Origin of the sequence: Streptomyces sp. Y1 (assembly GCF_041053115.1) — a bacterium.
In the GTDB taxonomy this organism is placed as follows: domain Bacteria; phylum Actinomycetota; class Actinomycetes; order Streptomycetales; family Streptomycetaceae; genus Kitasatospora; species Kitasatospora rubellomurina.
On sequence record NZ_CP163445.1, the window covers coordinates 560,746 to 578,134 of the forward strand.

The window sequence follows — 17,389 nt, forward strand, 5'->3', positions numbered from 1 at the left end:
TCGGGCCGCTCCGGCGAGCTGACGGAATTCCCGCACATTCTTTCAGTTCGCACACTGTCGACCTTTTCGGGCCATATCCGGCGGCTGTTGCAAAGCCGTGACAGTCGTGTGCGAAAAACCGTTCGACCGGCGCTCGGTAAGGGTTAGCATTCCGGAATGGAATCGAAGCCCTCGCCGATAGCGAATTCGTCCGATGCCGCGGCTCCCCGCCCGCCCCGCACCACGCCGCTGCGGTTAGTCCGTCACGGTGCGACCTTCCTGGGGGTGAGCGTGGTGTCGGGCGCGCTGCTGGCAGGGCTCGTCCTGCCCGTCGCCGGTGGCATCGGGCTGGTCGCCAAGGACACCGCGGAGGGCTTCGACGACATCCCCGACGACTTCAAGACCCCGCCGCTCGCCCAGGCCACCCAGATCTTCGACGCCAAGGGCGGCCTGATCGCCAAGGTCTACGAGCGCGACCGCACCGTCATCACCGCCGACCAGATGTCACCGCTCATGCGGCACGCCCAGGTCGACATCGAGGACGCCCGTTTCTACGAGCACGGCGCCGTCGACCTCAAGGGCATCCTGCGCGCGATCAGCAAGAACGCCGAGAGCGGCACCAACTCGCAGGGCGCCTCGACGCTCACCCAGCAGTACGTGAAGAACGTCAACGTGGAGAAGGCCGGCGACGACACGGACGCCGTGCAGGAGGCCCAGCGCAAGACCCTGGGGCGCAAGATCCAGGAGCTGAAGATCGCGATCAAGTTGGACAAGGAGCTGAGCAAGGACCAGATCCTCACCAACTACCTCAACATCACGTACTACGGGAACGGCGCCTACGGCGTGGAGGCCGCCTCCCAGCGCTACTTCGGCAAGAGCAACAAGGACCTGACCGTCGCCGAGGCCGCCACCCTCGCCGGGCTGGTGCAGAACCCGTCCCAGTACGACCCGAAGCGCTACCCCGACAACGCGGTCAAGCGTCGCAACGTCGTCATCGACAAGATGCTGGAGAACAAGCACATCACCGCCGACCAGGCGAAGGAGGCGAAGGCCGCCCCGCTGGGCCTCAACTACCGCGAGCCGCGCAACGGTTGCATCACCGCCACGGCCGGCATGGGCTTCTTCTGCGACTACGTGCGCCACGTGGTCAAGCAGGACCCGGCCTTCGGCAAGAGCGCCGAGGAGCGCAAGAAGCTCTGGAACACCGGCGGCCTGAACATCTACACCACGCTCGACCCGGACAAGCAGGCCGCCGCCCAGAGCGCGGTGAGCAGCAAGGTGAGGGTGACCGACACCGTGTCCGCCGCCGCCACCATGGTCGAGCCCGGCACCGGCAAGATCCTCGCCATGGCCCAGACCCGCCCGTACGGTCTGGCGACGGAGAAGAACCAGACCGTGGTCAACCTCAACGTCGACGCCTCGATGGGCGGCGGCAACGGCTTCCAGCCGGGATCGACCTTCAAGCCGATCGTCGCCGCCGCCGCGCTCGAGGCGGGGCTGCCGGCGGTGCAGGAGTACTCGGCCCCGAACTCCCTCGAGTACCCGACGATGAAGACCTGTGAGGGGACCTGGCGCAACGACGCCCGGCCCAGGACGGTCGTGCCCAACGAATCCGCCGGCGAGAAGGGCCCGTACCAGCTCAAGGAGGCCATGGCCCGCTCGGTCAACACCTACTTCGTGCAGATGGAGCAGGAGATCGGTCTCTGCGCCGTCAAGCAGATGGCCAACAAACTCGGCATCACCGCCAAGGCCAGCGGCAAGCCGCTGGAGGAGGTCCCCGCGATGGCCCTGGGCGTGGAGGAGGTCAGCCCGCTGACCATGGCCAACGTCTACGCGACCTTCGCCGCCGGAGGCACGCACTGCAGCCCGCTCGCCATCAACAAGATCACCACCGTGGAGGGCAAGGACGTTCCCGTCCCGGCCGGTCACTGCGAGAAGGTGTTCTCCGACGAGACGGCACGGGCGCTGAACACCGTCCTGAACGGCGTGACCGAGAAGGGCACCGGCAAGGACCTCGGCCTGGACGACGGCCGGCAGATCGCCGGCAAGACCGGCACCTCGGACCACAAGCGGGCCGCCTGGTTCAGCGGCTACACCCCGCAGCTGGCCACCTCCGTCTGGCTCGGCGGCCCGGCCGGCGGCGTCGAGATGCGCGACATCACCATCAACGGGAAGTACCACGGCGAGGTGTTCGGCGCGGACGGCCCCGGGCCGATCTGGCGGGACGCCATGAGCCAGGCCCTGCGCGGCACGCCCGAGAAGTCCCTGCCGATGGCCGACATCCCCGACCCGGCCCCCAAGCCCGACCCGAACGCCACCGGCACCGGCACCGCCACCGGGCCCGGCACGGCCAAGCCGAACCCGGCCCCGTCCGGCTCGCCGCGCTGACCGCCGACACCGAGCCCGTCCCCCACCCGACCCGCCGAGCCACCGCTCGGCGGGTCGGTCGGCTTTCCCCGCCGATCCGCTGGGGCCGCACCCCCCGAACGGCGGGTGGCAATTCCGGCATCAGGGCCGCAATCAGGCGGGCCCACATGAAATGTCGTGAATTCAACTACAGAATGCGGGAATCCGTGCGGAGAAACGCGGAGAACCCCGCCGACAAGAGCCGCCGTGAGATCCACCTCACGCCTTCCCCCGTCTTCCGCCGGAGACAGGGCGCTGACCAGGCCTCAGATCGTGTCCACACCGTTCTGACGACCGCTCACCCTGGATCCCAAGGTGTACTCGGGTGCTAGCCTTGCTTCCTGCGAGCGAGAGGCCCCACCACTCCCGAGATCGCATCAGCTGACGAACCGTCCGCGTGCCTCCGACTTACGGTGCGCCCGCTCGGTCCGTTTTCCCACCCGTGGCCTGCCGGGTCGCAGCGGAATCGAATTCCGCCGACCGCCGGCCCAACGATCGCCTCCGACCCATCGGGCGAAGTCGCGTCCCCACGCGACCTCGCTCGGCCTCGCATGCCTCAAAGCAGGAATTGATGCCCGTTCACTCGATAGCGGAGCTCGTACGCTTCGCGCGCCGCAACTCGCCCTTCTACGCCGATCTGTACGCCGGACTACCGGACGGGACGGCGCGGCTGACCGATCTCCCGGTCGTCCCGCAGTCCGAGTTCTGGCAGGCCAACACGCCTCGCGGCAACCGGCTGCTGACCGGACCGCTGGAGGAGGCGGTCGTCTTCAAGAGCGGTGGCACCACCGGCTCGCCGAAGTTCTCGTTCTACAGCCGGGAGGAATGGCGGGAGTTCACCACGTCGTTCGGCGCCGGGCTGGTCGACGCCGGGCTGCGCCCGGGGCACCGGGTCGCCGATCTCTTCTACGCGGGCGACCTGTACGCCAGCTACACCTTCGTCCTCGACGCGCTGCACCGCTCCCCCGTCTCCAACATCCGGCTGCCGATCGGCGGGGCGGCGCCCCTGGACTCGACCGCGCGGACCCTGGAGCAGTTCCGGGTCGAGGTGGTGGCCGGCACCCCGACGACGCTGTGCGCACTGGCCGACCACCTGCTGGCCTCCGGACGCGAACTCCCCTCCGTCGAGCTGCTGTTGTTCGGCGGCGAGGGCCTCTACCGGGACCAGCAGCCGCTGTTGCGCGCGGTGTTCCCCAACGCCCGTGTCTCGTCCATCGGTTACGCCGCCGTCGATGCCGGTCTGCTCGGCCGGCCCGTACCGGGGCCGGACACCCGGGTGCACCGGGCGTTCACCCCGGAGACGGTGGTGGAGATCCTCGACGACCACACCGGCGAGCCGGTCCGCGCCGAGGGCGTACCCGGCCGGGTCGTGGTGACCGACCTGCGGCGACGGCTGATGCCCGTGCTGCGCTACCCCGTCGGGGACCGCGCGGAATGGACCGACGTCGCCGCCGGGCGGTTCCGCATCCTCGGCCGGGCCCAGGAGGGCGTGCGGGTGGGGCCGGTGTCGCTGTACACCGAGGACGTGCTCGACCTCGTCCGGGCCGCCGACCCGGCCGGCCGGGTGACCGGCGTCCAACTGGTGGTACGCCGCTGGGAGGGCCGGGACGGGCTGGTCCTGCGGCTGGCCTGCGACGGGAACCCGGCCGGGCTCCCCGAGCTGGCCGACGCCGTCACGACCGGCATCCACACGGCGCGGCCGCTGTACCCGGAGGCGGTCGCCGCCGCCCACGTCCACCCGCTGTCCGTCACGTGGGTGCGCCCGCACGAGCTCGCCGTCAACGCGCGGACCGGCAAGCTGATCCGCGTCCTCGACGAACGGCCGCACGCGTGACGGCGGCCCAGGCGGCCGCCCACCGCCTGCCGCTCGTCCTGCGCAACCGGCGCTTCGCCGCCGTCTGGGGCGCGCAGGTGCTCACCCAGGCCGCCGGGCGGATGTTCCAGGTCGGCGCGGTGTGGTGGCTGGTCGGCTACGCCGCGGGCCCGGACGGCGGCCTCGCCTCGGGCGCCTTCCTCGCCGTCAGCACGCTGCCCGCGGTCGCGCTGGCGCCGCTGGTGGCCTCGCTCATCGCCCGCCACCCGCACCGCACGGTGCTGGGCCTCTCCGCCGCCGTCGCCGGTCTGATCGCCCTCGGCACCGCCGGCTGGACGTACGCCGCGACGCCCCCGATGGCCGTCACGTACGGTGCCGCCCTGGTACTGGCCGGCTGCCAGGCGGTCTTCGACCCGTGCCTGACCACCTCCGTTCCCGACCTGGTCGAGGACGCCGACATCGAGGCCGCGACCGGCTTCGAACTCGCCACCCAGTCGCTGGCCGGCCTCGCCGGCGGGCTGCTGGGCCCGCTGGTGGTCGACGCCGCGGGCCTCGCCGGCATCGTCGCCGGCTGCGCCGGCGGGTACCTGCTGGCGGCCGCCCTGATCGCCGCGACCCCGTTCCCGGCCGCCCCGGGCACCCCGCGCACCCCGTCCGCGGGCGGCGGCGGCGGTGGCGGTGAGGCACCCGCCGCCCGCCGACCGCTGCGCCGCATCCTGGCCGAACTGCCGTTCGTCCGCCGCGTGCTCCTCTGCTTCACCGCGGCGAACGTGTTCACCACCGCGGTGTTCGTGGTGATGCCGCTGTACACCCGGACGGTGCTGCACGCGGACGGCTCGACCGTCGCGGCCCTGGAGGCGGCCCTCGGCGCCGGCACACTCGTCGGCTCCTTCACGGGCGGCCGGCTCCCGGGCGCGCCCACGGTGGTCGGCGCCGGATGCCTGGGCCTGATGGCCGCCGCGCTCGGCCTGCCCGGCCTGGCCGCCGGAGCGGCCCCGGCCGTCGGGTCGATGGCGGTCGCCGGCTGGTGCGTGGGCGTGATCGGCGTGCGGTTCGTCGCGCTGTTCCAGCGGCTGGTGCCGACCGAGGACCGGCCCGGGTTCTTCGCGGTCATGCAGGCGTTGCTCGGCGCGACCTTCCCGGTGTCCTCGGTCGTGTTCGGCCTGCTCGGCGACCACCTCTCGCCGCGCACGCTGTGCCTGGTCCAGGCCCTCGGCGTGCTGCCGGTCGCCGCCGCGCTGTGGTGGACCGGCCGGCGTGCACCCGCGGCGGCCCCACCGGAGGACCCGGCCACGGCCGCGCGACCGAGCGGGGCCGCGCGATGACCGTCACGATCGCCCCCGCGGCGCCGCAGGACGTCGCGCAGCTGCGCCAGCTCTACTTCGACGTCTACGGCCACGGCTACCCCGTCCCACTCGGCAGCGACCCCGCGGAGATGCGCCGCCTGATCGACGACCCGCACACGCACTGGTTGACCGCACGCCACGAGGGCGCCGGCCGCCTGGCCGGGTCGGTGGCGGTGCAGACCGACCCCGGCGGCCGGATCGGCAAGCTGGTGGGCCTGGCGGTCCACCCGGAACAGCGGGGCGGCGGCCTCGCCGCACGGCTGACCGCCTCCGTCTGCGCGGACGCCTTCGCCACCGGCACGCTGGACTCGGTCTACGCGACCGTCCGCGTGGTCACCCCCGGCCCCCAGCAGGTCTTCGCCCGCAACGGCTTCCAGGCCCTCGGCCTGATGCCGAACGCCGTCGAGGTCGCCGGGTGCGAGAGCCTCGCCCTGTTCGCCCGGTACGCCGACGGCGTCCTGGCCCGGCGGGAGAACGTCGGCGCGGTGCCCCGGGCCCTGGTTCCGCTGCTGGACGCGGCCTGGCAGAGCACCGGCGTCGACTACGGCCGCCCCCGCCGCACGGACGCCCCCGCGCCGGCCGTCGACCGGCCCGCGCCGGTGACCGCGCCGATGGAGCTGATCACCGCGCCCGGCTTCGTCCGCCGCCGCTTCCTCGAACTCCTCCCCGATCCGGGCGAGCGGTTCTTCCCGCTGCACGTCCCGAACACCGTGCTCACGCCGCCGGACGGAGCGTTCGAGGCGTACGCCGACCTGGACCGGGCCGCGGCGAGCTGCTCGCTGATCGCGGTGCACCCTTCCCCGGCGGCCGTCGCCGGGGCGCTGGAGCCCCTGATGGCGGCCGTCACCCGCGCGGGTGCCGACTACGTCGAGACACTGCTGCCGCTGGCCGACACCGCCGGGCTCGACGCCTTCCTGGCCGCCGGGTTCATCCCGAGCGCCGTCTACCCGGCGATGCGCCGCATCGGCGACCGGTTCCACGACTACGTGCTGCTGTCCCGCACCAGCCGTCAGATCGACTTCCGGGCCGCGGCCGTCAGCGGCCGGCTCCAGCCGTACCTGCTGGCCTACCTGACGGCCTGGACATCGACCTACCTACCCCTTCCCGAGGTTTCCCCGTGACCGTCCGTACCGAGACCGCCCGTCCCGAGACCGCCCCTACCGTGAACGCCCATCCCCTGAACGCCCACCTCGCGCCGGTCGGCGTTCCCGACCCGGCCGCACTCGCGCACGTCCAGCGGCTCTGCGACCTGACCGACCCGTACGCGGCCGGGCCGGAGGCCGACGCCCTGTTCGCCGCCGCGATGGCCGAGACCAACGCGTGGCACGCGCAGCGCTCGCCGTTCCTCCGCTCGCTGCTGGACGGCCCGGTGGAGACCCCGGCGCCGACCGTCGGCGAGGGGGTCCGCACGCCCCTGGTGCACGCCAACTTCTTCAAGCGGCACGAGGTGCTCTCCATCCCCCGGGAGGAGGTGTTCCTCCACCTCACCTCCTCCGGCACCACCGGCCAGAAGTCGCAGATGTTCTTCGACACCTGGACGATCCGCTCCGCGCAGCGCATGGTGGCCCGCATCTTCGACCACTACGGCTGGATCACGCCCGACCAGCCCGTCAACTACCTGCTGTACAGCTACGAGCCCGCTCCGCAGCTCAAGCTCGGCACCTCGTTCACCGACAACTACCTCTGCGACTTCGCCCCGGCGAACCACACCACCCACGCCCTGCGGCACACCGGCAGCGGCCACGAGTTCGACGTCCACGGCTGCATCGAGGCGCTGCGGCGGTACGCCGAGGACGGGCTGCCGGTGCGGATCCTGGGCTTCCCCGCGTTCCTGCACTTCACCCTGGAGCGGATGCGCGCCCTCGGCCTGCCGCCGCTCCAGCTGCCGCCCGGCTCCCTGGTCCTGCTCGGCGGCGGCTGGAAGGGGCACACCGACCGGCAGATCGGCAAGGAGCAGTTCTACGCCGGGGTCACGGAGCAGCTGGGCATCCCCTCGGACCGCATCCGCGACACCTTCGGCTCGGTCGAGCACTGCGTGCCGTACATCGAGTGCGGACACCACCGCCTGCACGTCCCGGTCTGGTCGCGGGCGGCGGTGCGGGACCCCCGCACCCTGGAGCCGCTGCCGTACGGCGCACGCGGCTTCCTCCACCTCGTCTCCCCGTACATCACCTCGGTGCCGGCCCAGAGCGTCGTCATGGGCGACCTCGCCTCGCTGCACCCCGCGGGGGAATGCCCCTGCCCGCTGCCCACTCCGTGGTTCACCGTCCACGGCCGCGCCGGGGTCAGCCGGAACCGCACCTGCGCGGCGGCCGCCGCCGAACTCCTGAAGGGAATGTCGTGAACCCCGAACTCGCGAGCACCGCGCCCCACTTCTGGCAGGGCTCGTTCATCGACGACGACGAGGCCGCCCGGCGTCTCGCCGAGCTGCCCGACCTCGCCGCCCGGACCCTGGCCGAACCCCTGCCCACCGAACTGGTGCTGAGCGCCTGCCAACACCTCGCCGACGCCCTCGGCGCGCCGGGCGACCCGGTCCGCACCCGTCTCCTCGCCGAACTCACCGGTGGCGGCGTCGACCCCGACGAGGCGGCGGCGACGCTCGCCGAGATCGCCGGTGCGATCGCCCGCCCGGCCCTGGAACGCAAGCTCCGCAGCGAACTCGGCGGACTGCGCCCCGAGCGGCTCACCCGGCCCGACGCGCGGGAGACCACCTTCGAGGCGTGGGCGCCGGTCGGGCTCCTGGTCCACATCGCCCCCGGCAACGCCGCCGCCGTGGCCCCGCTGAGCGTGATCGAGGGTCTGCTCACCGGAAACCTCAACGTGCTGAAGACCAGCAGCGCCGACACGCCGCTCGCCCAGCACCTGCTCGCCGAGCTGGCCGCCGCCGACCCGACCGGCGCCCTGGCCCGCCGGATCGTCGCGCTCCGCTTCCCCTCCGCCCGCACCGCGTGGCTGCGGCTGATGTGCGAGGCCGCCGACGCGGTGGCGGTCTGGGGCGGCGAGGACGCCGTCCGCGCGGTCTCCGAACTGGTCCCGGCCGGCTGCCGCCTGGTCGAGTGGGGGCACCGGGTCTCCTTCGCCTACCTCACCCGTGACGCCTGGTCGGACTTGGTGACCCTGGACGCGCTCGCCGCCGACGTCTGCCGCTTCGAACAGCAGGCCTGCTCCAGCCCCCAGGTGGTCTACCTCGACACCGAGGACGACGAGGAGGTCTTCGCGTTCGCCGAGCGCTTCGCGGCCCACCTCGCCGACGCCTCCGCCGAGCTGCCCCGGCCCGAACTCGAACCGGCCGAGCACGCCGAGATCACCACCACCGAACTGGTCGCCCGGCTGGAGGAACACCTCGGCCTCACCAGGGTCCTGGCCGCCGAGGACGGCTCCTGGCGCGTCCTCGCCGACACCCGGCCCGCCCTGGCCGCCTCGCCCCTCCACCGCAGCGTCTGGGTCAAGCCGCTGCCCCGCGCCCGCGTCATGCCCGTACTGCGCCCGATGCGCCGGTACCTGCAGACCGCCGCGATCGCCGGCAGCCGAGCCGACGTCGCCCGGCTGTCGCAGGCCGTGCTCGCCGCCGGCGTGCTGCGGGTCACCCCGGTCGGCGGGATGCTCGACGGCTACCACGGCGAGCCCCACGACGGCGTCTACGCGCTCCAGCGCTACAGCCGCCGCGTCAGCGTCCGGACGGACCGCGCCTTCGCCACCACCGCCTGCCTGGACGACCTGGCGGCCCCGGCCTTCGTCCCCGCCGCGCCGAGCGGCCCGCTGCTGGACAAGGCCGGGGTGCAGGAGCAGCTGCGCACCCTCGCGCCGGAGCACGCCCACCTCCACTTCCGCAGCGGCGGCAGCACCGGGGCCCCGGCCCTGTCGGTGTTCACCAACGCCGACTACGACACCCAGATGCGGGCCTGCGCCGACGGCCTGCTCGCCGCCGGGTTCGATCCGGCCCGGGACCGCGCCGCCAACCTCTTCTACTGCGGCGGCATGTACGGAAGCTTCATCAGCTTCTTCTCGATCCTGGAACGCCTCAACGCCACCCAGCTCCCGATCGCCGCCGGCCCCGACCACGCCGCCACCGCCGAGGCGCTGGTGACGAACGGGGCGGACACCGTGTTCGGCATGCCCTCCTACCTCTGGCAGCTGTTCCACGCCCGGGCCGACCAGCTGCGCGCCTACGGCGGGATCAGGAAGGTGTTCTACGGCGGTGAGCACTTCACGGCCGAGCAACGCCGGGTGCTCACCGAGGAGTTCGGCGTCGAGGTGATCCGCTCGGCCGCGTATGGCAGCACCGACCTGGGGCCGCTCGGCTACCAGTGCACCCACGCCGAGGGATCGGTCCACCACGTCCTGACCGACCTGCACACCCTGGAGATCCTGGCCCCGGAGGCCGACCGACCGGTGCCCGCCGGGCAGCCGGGCCGCCTGGTCTTCACCAGCCGCACCCGGGCCGGGCAGCGCCTGGAGCGGTACCAGATCGGCGACCTCGGCCGCGCGGTCGAGGGCGTCTGCCCCTGCGGCAGCCACACCCCGCGCCTCGAACTCCTCGGCCGGTACGGGGACGTCGTCCGGGTCGCCACGTACTTCCTCAACGTCCGGCGCTTCGTCGCGGTGGCCCAGGAGGAGTTCGGCTACCAGGGAGAGCTGCAGCTGGTCCTGGACGCGGGTGAGGGCCGCGAGCGGGCCGTCGTCCGGCTGGACGGGCGGTACGCCCAGGACGGGCCGGCGGCCCGCGCCGCCTTCCTGACCGCCATCCCGGAGCTGGGCTCGGCCGTGGACGAGGAGCTGCTCGACTTCACGGTCGAGACCGTCGACTCCGGGGCGTTCGAACGGACGCCCACCAGCGGCAAGCTCCGGACGGTGATCGACCGACGGCGGACCGCGATGTGATGCCGCCACCGCTCGGCCGGGGCCGGGGCTGGGGCCGGGACACCCCGGCCCCGGCCGGGCGACCGTCTCGTCGGGTGACCTCGGGGCGTGGGTGCCGGGTCGGCCGGCCGATCGCTCGCATAGTCGGAATCCACGTCATATTCACCGATCGTGGGACGAGCCGATGATGCGATTGCCATGCCGAGAGATCCTCACCGCCGCCACCGCCCTGCTGCTCCCCCTCACGGGATGCGGGGCCCCGCAGGCACGGCAGGCCGTGCCGTCGCCACCGCGGGAGCCGAGCTCCGCGGCCACGCCCGCCCCGGCGGGACCGCGGGCGTTCACCCTGGTCGCCACCGGGGACGTCCTGCCGCACACCGAGATCATCCAGCAGGCCAAGGAGGACGCCGGGGGCAGCGGCTACGACTTCACCCGGATGCTCGCCGGCGTCAAACCGGTCATCGGTGCCGCCGACCTGGCCATCTGCCACATGGAGACGGTGTACGGCGCGGACGGCGGGCCCTTCACCGGCTACCCGTCGTTCAAGTCGCCCCCGCAGGTCGCCCGGGCGCTCAAGGACGCCGGATACACCTCCTGCGACACCGCCTCCAACCACACGCTCGACGACGGGCCGGACGGCATCCGGCGCACGCTCGACGCCATGGACGCCGTCGGCCTGTTGCACACCGGCTCCGCGCGCAGCGCCGACGAGGCGGGCCGCCCCGCACTGCTCACGGCGGGTGGCGCCACCGTGGCCCAACTCGCCTACACCTACGGCACCAACGGCATCCCGCTGCCGAAAGGGCAGCCCTGGGCGGTCAACCTCATCGACCGGGAGCGGATCCTCACCGACGCGCGGGCCGCCCGGGAACAGGGGGCGGACATCGTGGTGGTCAGCCTCCACTGGGGCACCGAGTGGCAGGACACCCCGGACGAGCAGCAGCTCACGCTCGCTCGTGACCTGGCCGCCGAGCAGAGCCCCGGCCGGCCCGACGTCGATCTGATCCTCGGCACCCACGCCCACATTCCGCAGGCGTACGAGAAGATCAACGACACCTGGACGGTCTACGGCATGGGCGACCAGCTCGCCGGACACATGTTCAACCACACCGGCGCGGAGGACCCCCGCGGCAACTGGAGCTCGATCGCCCGGTTCACCTTCTCGCCACCGACGCGGCCCGGGCAGCGGTGGGCCGTCACCCGGGCCGAGTTCGTCCCGCAGCTGACGGACCTCGGCCCGCCCTACCGAGTCCTCGACCTGACCGAGGCCGTCCGCCGCGATCCCGGCCGCGGCGACTACGCCCGGGCCCTGGACCACATCCGGTCGGTCGTGCTGAGCCGCGGCGGCGCCTCGGCGGGGCTGACCATGGCGCCCTGACCGGGCGGCGCGGACGTACGCGTGCGGATGAGAGGGTGGGCCCGTGAACGAGACGATCATGGCAGCCGCGCGCGAACGAGCCGCCGGGCACCGGCACCGCTTCGACCTCCGCTTCGAGGCCTACTTCGCCGCCCTGCCGGAACGCCTCGACACCCCGCCGCTCAGCCGCTTCACCCCACGCTGCCTGGAACTGCTGCGGGACCTCTCACTGCGCGGCGGCAAGCGGCTGCGGGTCGCCCTCCTGTACGAGGCCGCCCGACTGGTGACCACCGGCCCGGTCCCCGGCCTGGCCGAGGCCGCGCTGAGCATCGAGCTGCTCCAGACCCACGGGCTCGTCCACGACGACATCATCGACGACACACCCCTGCGCCGCGGCGGCCCCTCCACCTACTACGCCTACCGCCAGGACTTCCCGGAGGCGGACGGCACCGCCCTCGGCCTCGCCGTCCTGGCCGGGGACCTCGCCGCGTTCCTCTCGATGCGGGTCCTGCTGGACGCGGACGTCCCCGCCGGGCTGCGCCAGGCGATGCTGGAGGTGCAGCTGAACGCCGGCGCCGAGACGGTCGCCGGCCAGATCGTCGACCTCGAACGCGACTTCCTCGCGCTCCCGGACGAGGAGTTCCTGCACACCGTCTGCGAGTACAAGTCCACCCGGTACTCCGTGCTCGCCCCGCTGCGACTGGGGCTGCTGGCCGCCGGCGAGGACCTGGCCGCCCACGACGCACGGCTGCGCCGGTACGCGACCCTGGTCGGCATCGGCGGCCAGCTCCGCGACGACTACCTCGACCTGTTCGGCGACGACGACACCACCGGCAAGTCCACCGGCACCGACCTCCGCGCGGGCCGCCGCAGCTACGCCCTGACCGCCCTGCTCGCCGCCGCGGACGAGACGCAGCGGGCCGTGGTGGAGTCCGCGCTCGGCGATCCGCACTGCTCAGCCGACACGGTCGAGCACATCCGCGAGCTGGCCCGGCTGCTGGGCGTGGACGGGAAGCTCCGCTCCGACATGCGCCGCTGCGCCGACGCGGCCCGCACCGAAGCCCAGGGCTGGCGCCCGCACTGGCGCGACGAGGCGGTGTCCTTCTTCGAAGGCCTGCCACTGTCGAACGTGATCCCGGGCGCCTGACCGGACACCCCGGACTCCGGCGCGCTCCCCGAAGGCCAACTACCTTCCTCGGCAGGCACGTTGGCCGGCGATCAGGTCGCGGTACCAGGCGTACGACGCCCTCGGCGTGCGCACCTGCGTCGCAAAATCGACGTGGACGAGGCCGAAGCGCTGACTGAACAGCCCCTCTGCCCACTCGAAGTTGTCGAGGAGGGACCAGGTGTAGTAGCCGCGGACGTCGACGCCCTCGGCGACGGCCCGGGCGAGGGCGTCGAGGTGGGTGGCCAGGTAGTCGATGCGGGGCTGGTCGGGGTCGGTGTCCTCGGTGACGGAGCAGCCGTTCTCGGTGATGGTGATGGGCGGGAGGGTGTTGCCGTACACGTCGCGCAGGTTGAGCAGGAGTCGGCGCAGGGCGTCGGGGACGACGGGCCAGCCGAAGGCGGTGTGGGGGACGTCGGGGATGTCGACGAGGGTGAAGGGCAGGCCGGGGTCGGTGGGGGCGGCGACGCGGGTGGGGTTGTAGAAGTTGAGGCCGAGGCCGTCGAGGCCCGGGGTGCGGATGAGGTCGAGGTCGCCGGGGTGGACGGCGCCGAAGATGTCCTCGGGGACGCCCAGGGCGGAGAGGTCGGGGTAGCGGCCGAGGAGGACGGGGTCGGTGAAAAGCCGGTTGTGCAGGGCGTCGTAGGCGGTGGCTGCGGCGAGATCGGCGGGGTCGGAGGAGGCCGGCTCGACGAGGGTGAGGTTGTTGGAGAGCAGCACCTCCAGGCCGCGCTCGTGCAGCACCGAGGCGGCGAGTCCGTGGGCGAGCAGCTGGTGGTGGGCGGCCGGCAGGGCCTCGAACATCAGGGTGCGGCCGGGGGCGTGGATGCCCAGCGCGTAGCCGAAGACGGTGTGCACGAAGGGCTCGTTGAGGGTGATCCAGGCGGGGACGCGGTCCCCGAGCCGGTCGGCGACGAGGGCGGCGTACTCGGCGAAGCGGTACGCGGTGTCGCGGTCGAGCCAGCCGCCGCCCTCCTCCAGGGCCTGCGGCAGGTCCCAGTGGAAGAGGGTGGGCAGCGGGGTGATGCCGGCCCCGAGGAGGGCGTCCACCAGGCGGTCGTAGAAGGCGAGTCCGGCCTCGTTGACCTTGCCCGCACCGGCGGGCTGGATCCGCGACCAGGCGATGGAGAACCGGTAGCCGTCGAGCCCGAGCCCGCGCATCAACTCGACGTCCTCGGCGTACCGGTGGTAGTGGTCGCAGGCCACCGCCCCCGAGTGCCCGTCCCGCACGGCACCGGGCCGGGCGCAGAAGACGTCCCACACGGACGGCCCGCGCCCGTCCTCGTCCACCGCCCCCTCGATCTGGTACGCGGCGGTCGCGGCACCCCAGCGGAAGCCTGCGGGCAGGTCGAGACGGTCCGTCATGACTGCGTCCCCTAACCGTGGAAAACATGAGGGGAACTCATGTTACCGACCGGGGGCCGGAACACCAGGGCACCGGGAAACCGGCCGAAGTCGCGGTGCGGCCTTTCGGGTGGTGGGTGGGGGCTGACACGATGGCGCGGGGACTCCGAGTGAGGGAGAGCTGCGGTGGCGACGGTGCGCGTGAGTTCGGCGGTCATGACCCACCCCGTGCGGCTGGAGCAGGCCCGCGAGTTGGCCGCGCGGCTTCGGTTGGACGCTCTGGCGCTCGATCCCGAGCCCGATGGTCCGCCGTGCGCGCTGCGGACGGCGTTGGTCGCCTGGGCGGCGGCGGATCCGGCGGGGAGCCACCATCTGGTCGTCCAGGACGACGTGTCCGCGCCGGAGGAGATGGTGGCGCTGGTCGAGCGGGCGGCCGCGCGGTTCCCCGACGAGGCGCTGGTGTTCTACACCAACTGGCACGCGCGCAACGGCGGTGCGGCCCGGCTGGCCGCGCTCGCGGGCGCGGGCTGGGTGCGGGCCGTGCCCGACGAGTTCACGCCGTCGCTCGCCGTCTGCCTGCCGGTCGACACGGCGGAGGACTTCCGCCGGTTCGCCACCGGCAGCGCCGAGCGGCACGACGACGAGCTCTTCTCCGTCTTCTTCCGGGCCCGCGGCCGGATGAGCCTGATCGCCGTGCCCACCGTGGTGGAGCACATCGGCACCAGCAGCATCAACGGCCATGCCACCCAGGGGATCCGGCTCGCCGTCTGCCCGGTGGACGCCGCCGACGCCGGGCCGCTGCTGGAGCGGGGCCGCGTCCTGGAGGAGCCGGGGTGGATCCCCTACATGCGGTACGGCGAGGGGTACGTCCGGCTCGTCGGCCAGGAGCACGGGCCGGACGGCGGGCGCGGCCATCACCGCTGGCGCGACGCCCTGCCGGCGACCGGGCTCGCGGAGCGGACCGTGCGCGAGGCGGTGGCGGACGCCATGCCGGCGGACCTGGCGGCCGAGGTCGCGGGCCGCTTCGGCCGGGGCTTCGCCGAGGAGCTCTGGATCCACTGCCTGCTGCTCGGCCGGCAGGCGGCCGAGGCCGCCCGCCGGCTGGGCGGCGATCACGGTGTACCGGCGGGCGCCCTCGCCCGGCTGCGGGAGGCGGCGGTGGCCACCGTCGGCCCCGCCGGGCTGCCGCCCGAGCGCCGGCCCGAGGCGGGGCCGGACGAGGTGCGGCTGATGTCCGCGTTCGCGTGGACGGCCGTCAGCGCGGGAGAGCGGCTCCCTCCGGCCTGACCGGATGGGCGATCCACACCCCGGGCTCCCAGTACGAGCCGAGGTCGCGGGCGCGCTCGATCCGCAGCGGGGACAGGCCGCCCGGGAAGACGTAGTCGCCGTCCTCCGGGAAGGCCAGGCCCGTCCAGCTCTCCCACTCGGCGACCGTCCCGGTGATCCGCGACGAGTGCTCCGAGGCCCCGACGACCGTGCCGCCGGCGCCCACCTGGGTACGGATCCACGGGTCGAGCGGGGCCCCGTCCGCCCGCCGCCAGGCCGCGTACCGCTCGATCGGCACCAGGGGGTAGCGGTCCTTCCAGGTGGGGCGCACCGGCACCAGCACCACCGGCAGCCCGGCCCGCCGGGCGACGAGGTGCATCCCGTCGAGGAGCAGCCCGGACAGGCCCTTGCGCTGGTAGTCCTCCGCGACCTCGATGCCCAGCGCGCACAGGGCGCCGGCGGGCCGCCCGGCCGCGCGGTCCGCGAACGCCCGGGCGATGGAGTCGTCCAGGCCGGGGCCGAGGTCGGCGGCCGTGCCGTCCCAGCTGCGCGGCAGCGAGCGCCCGGTGCCGGCCACCTCCTCGCGCACGTCGTCGTACAGGACGAACTGGTACGCGCGGAACTCCTCGAACAGCCGGTTCCAGTAGGTGTCGTTGACGTCGCCGTGCAGGTTGTACTCGGGGACGATGCCGGCGAACCGCTCCGGCATCCGGTCCCACAGCTCGGGGCGCTCCGCGTGGGTGACCACGACCAGGGCCATCAGGCCGTCCTCCGTTCCCGACTTTCCCAATGTTTCCGATGTTTCCGACGTCTCCGACGTTTCCGGTGGACCGACTACGCGGGGACCTCGACGTCCCAGACGATGACGATCGGCAGCCCGTCCCAGGCCGCGCGGGCCGCCTCCGCGATGAACTCCTCGTAGCCGCCGGGCGCGAGGCGGCCGTTGAAGAGCGGCTCGTGGCAGGCCCGGACGCGCAGCCCGGCCGCCGTGAACGCCGCGAGGTAGCGGCCCGGCAGGTGGACGTGGTTGCGGACGAAGGCGAGCCGGTCGGAGCCGTGCACGAAGACGCACTGGCCCTGGAGGGCGATGACGAAGGGATGCAGGTCCGAGACGAGGATCCGCCCGCCGGGGCGCACCACCCGGGCCAGTTCGGCGACGCCGGCCGTCAGGTCCGGCAGGTGGGTCATGGCGAGCGAGCAGACGGCGAGGTCGACGGAGTCGTCGTCGAGCGGCAGTTCCTCCAGGCTGCCGGTCCGCAACTCGGCGGCCGGGGCGCGCTCCTGGGCCTTGGCGAGCATCTCGGGCGACTGGTCCACGCCGATGGTGCGGTGGCCGCGGGAGACCAGGGCGGCGCTCTGGCGGCCGGTGCCGCAGGCGGCGTCGAGGGCGGTGCCGGCCGGGAGGGTGTCGAGGATGCCGTGCAGGACGGGCTCCTCGACCTCGATGTACGAGCTGGGCAGCGAGTCGTAGACCGCCGACCAGGAGGCGTAGCCCTCGGCGAGGCCGAGTTCGCTGACGGCGGCGCCGCCGTCCGGCAACAGCCCGTCGCCCGACACGAAACGCCGGATGTCCTCGACGCGTGCGTCGAGGAACTTCTCCTCCCCGTCCATGGCGTGCCGCAGCAGCGCCAGTCCTTCGATTCCCAGGACCAGTTCCCGCACCCGGAATTCACTGCTCATGCGGACTCCTTTTCGAAGAACAGCGGAGAGGAATGCACGGCGGCCGGTCGGATGCGGCCGGATTTCGGCCTACCCGGGGCCGCGGAGGAGGATTCTGCCATTTCGCACGCTGTCCGAAAGGCGGTGCCGGATGGCCGGTTCGGGGCGCCGTTGCCCGGGTTTTCGAAAAAGGC

General features: G+C 73.2%; 12 protein-coding genes. 9 read left to right on the forward strand and 3 right to left on the reverse strand.

Annotated elements, in window-relative coordinates:
- Positions 1-264: 264 nt before the first annotated feature.
- The 8 genes from AB2U05_RS02205 to AB2U05_RS02240 all read left to right on the forward strand — a co-directional run bounded on the left by AB2U05_RS02205 (position 265) and on the right by AB2U05_RS02240 (position 12,908).
- Positions 265-2,367 carry a transglycosylase domain-containing protein gene (locus tag AB2U05_RS02205; RefSeq protein WP_369182247.1) on the forward strand — a complete coding sequence of 701 codons (2,103 nt, stop codon included), beginning with the start codon at positions 265-267 and terminating at the stop codon, positions 2,365-2,367.
- A 589-nt stretch (positions 2,368-2,956) separates the two neighbouring features.
- Entirely contained in the window at positions 2,957-4,219 is a 1,263-nt protein-coding gene (locus AB2U05_RS02210; RefSeq protein WP_369182248.1) for a phenylacetate--CoA ligase family protein, read from the forward strand.
- Complete coding sequence (locus tag AB2U05_RS02215; RefSeq protein WP_369182249.1) at positions 4,216-5,523, forward strand: MFS transporter; 1,308 nt, start codon at positions 4,216-4,218, stop codon at positions 5,521-5,523. The genes AB2U05_RS02210 and AB2U05_RS02215 overlap by 4 nt, the downstream gene beginning before the upstream one ends.
- The gene (locus AB2U05_RS02220) at positions 5,520-6,665 is read left to right on the forward strand and encodes a GNAT family N-acetyltransferase (protein ID WP_369182250.1); all 1,146 of its coding nucleotides are present in this window, start codon (positions 5,520-5,522) and stop codon (positions 6,663-6,665) included. Before AB2U05_RS02215 ends, AB2U05_RS02220 begins: the two co-directional genes overlap by 4 nt.
- Before the next feature lie 56 nt (positions 6,666-6,721).
- A complete protein-coding gene (locus AB2U05_RS02225; RefSeq protein ID WP_045694240.1) occupies positions 6,722-7,888 on the forward strand; it encodes an acyl-protein synthase in 1,167 nt (388 codons plus the stop codon).
- Positions 7,885-10,425 carry an acyl-CoA reductase gene (locus AB2U05_RS02230; protein ID WP_369182251.1) on the forward strand — a complete coding sequence of 847 codons (2,541 nt, stop codon included), beginning with the start codon at positions 7,885-7,887 and terminating at the stop codon, positions 10,423-10,425. Before AB2U05_RS02225 ends, AB2U05_RS02230 begins: the two co-directional genes overlap by 4 nt.
- 163 nt (positions 10,426-10,588) lie before the next feature.
- Positions 10,589-11,782, forward strand: coding sequence for a CapA family protein (locus AB2U05_RS02235; protein WP_045694118.1), 1,194 nt, complete (start codon positions 10,589-10,591; stop codon positions 11,780-11,782).
- 58 nt (positions 11,783-11,840) lie between these two features.
- Entirely contained in the window at positions 11,841-12,908 is a 1,068-nt protein-coding gene (locus AB2U05_RS02240; protein ID WP_369185878.1) for a polyprenyl synthetase family protein, read from the forward strand.
- A 39-nt stretch (positions 12,909-12,947) separates the two neighbouring features.
- Here the strand turns inward: AB2U05_RS02240 and AB2U05_RS02245 are convergent, their stop codons facing one another.
- Positions 12,948-14,291, reverse strand: coding sequence for a GH1 family beta-glucosidase (locus AB2U05_RS02245; RefSeq protein WP_369182252.1), 1,344 nt, complete (start codon positions 14,289-14,291; stop codon positions 12,948-12,950).
- 195 nt (positions 14,292-14,486) lie between these two features.
- Between AB2U05_RS02245 and AB2U05_RS02250 the strand changes: the two genes are divergently transcribed.
- Positions 14,487-15,557 (forward strand): hypothetical protein, encoded by a 1,071-nt coding sequence (locus AB2U05_RS02250; protein ID WP_369182253.1) that lies wholly within the window; start codon positions 14,487-14,489, stop codon positions 15,555-15,557.
- Here the strand turns inward: AB2U05_RS02250 and AB2U05_RS02255 are convergent.
- Positions 15,526-16,296, reverse strand: a complete 771-nt coding sequence (locus tag AB2U05_RS02255; RefSeq protein ID WP_369182254.1) for an N-acetyltransferase — start codon at positions 16,294-16,296, stop codon at positions 15,526-15,528. The two genes, AB2U05_RS02250 and AB2U05_RS02255, sit on opposite strands and share 32 nt — an antisense overlap.
- A 74-nt stretch (positions 16,297-16,370) precedes the next feature.
- The gene (locus AB2U05_RS02260; protein WP_369182255.1) at positions 16,371-17,216 is read right to left on the reverse strand and encodes a class I SAM-dependent methyltransferase; all 846 of its coding nucleotides are present in this window, start codon (positions 17,214-17,216) and stop codon (positions 16,371-16,373) included.
- Positions 17,217-17,389 lie beyond the last annotated feature (173 nt).

Excerpts from the sequence above, each read along its gene's own strand:
- AB2U05_RS02255 (WP_369182254.1), bottom strand. The coding sequence starts at position 16,296 with ATGGCCCTGGTCGTGGTCACCCACGCGGAGCGCCCCGAGCTGTGGGAC.
- AB2U05_RS02250 (WP_369182253.1), top strand. The coding sequence starts at position 14,487 with ATGACCCACCCCGTGCGGCTGGAGCAGGCCCGCGAGTTGGCCGCGCGG.
- AB2U05_RS02220 (WP_369182250.1), top strand. The coding sequence starts at position 5,520 with ATGACCGTCACGATCGCCCCCGCGGCGCCGCAGGACGTCGCGCAGCTG.
- AB2U05_RS02260 (WP_369182255.1), bottom strand. The coding sequence starts at position 17,216 with ATGAGCAGTGAATTCCGGGTGCGGGAACTGGTCCTGGGAATCGAAGGA.
- AB2U05_RS02240 (WP_369185878.1), top strand. The coding sequence starts at position 11,841 with ATGGCAGCCGCGCGCGAACGAGCCGCCGGGCACCGGCACCGCTTCGAC.
- AB2U05_RS02245 (WP_369182252.1), bottom strand. The coding sequence starts at position 14,291 with ATGACGGACCGTCTCGACCTGCCCGCAGGCTTCCGCTGGGGTGCCGCG.
- AB2U05_RS02210 (WP_369182248.1), top strand. The coding sequence starts at position 2,957 with ATGCCCGTTCACTCGATAGCGGAGCTCGTACGCTTCGCGCGCCGCAAC.
- AB2U05_RS02235 (WP_045694118.1), top strand. The coding sequence starts at position 10,589 with ATGATGCGATTGCCATGCCGAGAGATCCTCACCGCCGCCACCGCCCTG.